The organism is Levilactobacillus angrenensis, assembly GCF_003946085.1.
In the GTDB taxonomy this organism is placed as follows: domain Bacteria; phylum Bacillota; class Bacilli; order Lactobacillales; family Lactobacillaceae; genus Levilactobacillus; species Levilactobacillus angrenensis.
The window spans coordinates 1-1,055 of sequence record NZ_RHOB01000060.1; the positions used below are offsets into that span (position 1 = coordinate 1).

2 protein-coding genes and 1 pseudogene are annotated in these 1,055 nt (G+C 36.1%); all 3 read left to right on the forward strand.

The genetic code is table 11. The features are described from left to right. A pseudogene (locus EKM83_RS13195) lies at nt 1-158 on the forward strand (replication initiation protein); the annotation flags it as partial. After that, nucleotides 151-723, forward strand: coding sequence for a helix-turn-helix domain-containing protein (locus EKM83_RS13200; protein WP_125574589.1), 573 nt, complete (start codon nt 151-153; stop codon nt 721-723). The pseudogene EKM83_RS13195 and the gene EKM83_RS13200, both read left to right, overlap by 8 nt. Further along, nucleotides 711-941: a hypothetical protein gene (locus EKM83_RS13205; RefSeq protein WP_125577981.1), complete on the forward strand. Its 231-nt coding sequence runs from the start codon at nt 711-713 to the stop codon at nt 939-941. The genes EKM83_RS13200 and EKM83_RS13205 overlap by 13 nt, the downstream gene beginning before the upstream one ends. The last annotated feature ends 114 nt before the right edge of the window (nt 942-1,055 follow it).

Consider the following 1,055-nt stretch of genomic DNA (forward strand, 5'->3'; position numbering starts at 1 on the left):
AATGGCGCGCCATTGACAAGGTTAAAGGGTTAACTTTAGGCTCTACTGAGAAACAAGCATTGGCTGATAAACAGGCCGAGCACGATAAAAAAATAAGAGATCAAGCAAGACAAGAAGCACTTGCTGAACTCCGAAAGGGGTTTGGAAATAATGCCTAAAACAATTAGAGAACTTGCTGATGAATTGGGCGTTTCAAAGCAGGCTATATGGCAAAAGATAAAAAGAGATGCGTCAATCGATTTACGTCAATTTACATCAACAAAAGGTAATACTGTTTACGTTGATGTTGATGGGCAAAAAGCTATTAAAGCAATGTTCTCAAACAATTCGTCAACAAGATACCGTCAACAAAAAGATGATGTTGACGACAACAAAAAAGATGCGGTTGATGGACAAGATGAAGTGAAATTCCTTCGAAATTTAGTATCAGAAATTCAATCTGAAAAGAAAGAGTTACATAAGTTACTAGATCAGCAACAAAGATTGGCCTTACAGGACAAACAACTGCTCGAAGAATACAAAGCAGAAAACGACAGATTAAAAGTTCTCAAAATGCCCTCACAGGAAACAGAATTCAAACACTTAGACAATCAATATAAAGATGAAGTGAACGGGAACGCTCTTAAAGAGAAGTTGGAAAATTTGCAGGAACAAATCAAAGTTCAAAAAAGGATAGAAGAACAAGAAAAACCAAGAAAATGGTGGGGACTATGGCGAAAATAGATGATTCAGTTAAATTGACATCATTTAAAGGTAATTTATATGATGTGATGAAGTTAATCTTAGCTAAACGTGGGGTAAGTGTAGGACGAGCACGTAATCCTTTACCACATGTAGAAGATGATGAAATGGATCATGTTGAGGTAGTACGGCAACATATTGATGATGCAATTGCTGAATTTACTAAATGGCAGATTGTAAAATTTAAATTGAACATTTAAGTGGACAGAAAAACCCATCAAGGTCTTTAATGGTGTTACCACACAATCCATTAGAAAGAAGGACCTTGATGAGCACCACTATTTTATCATTCCAGAACCGTGTTGTCATTGAAA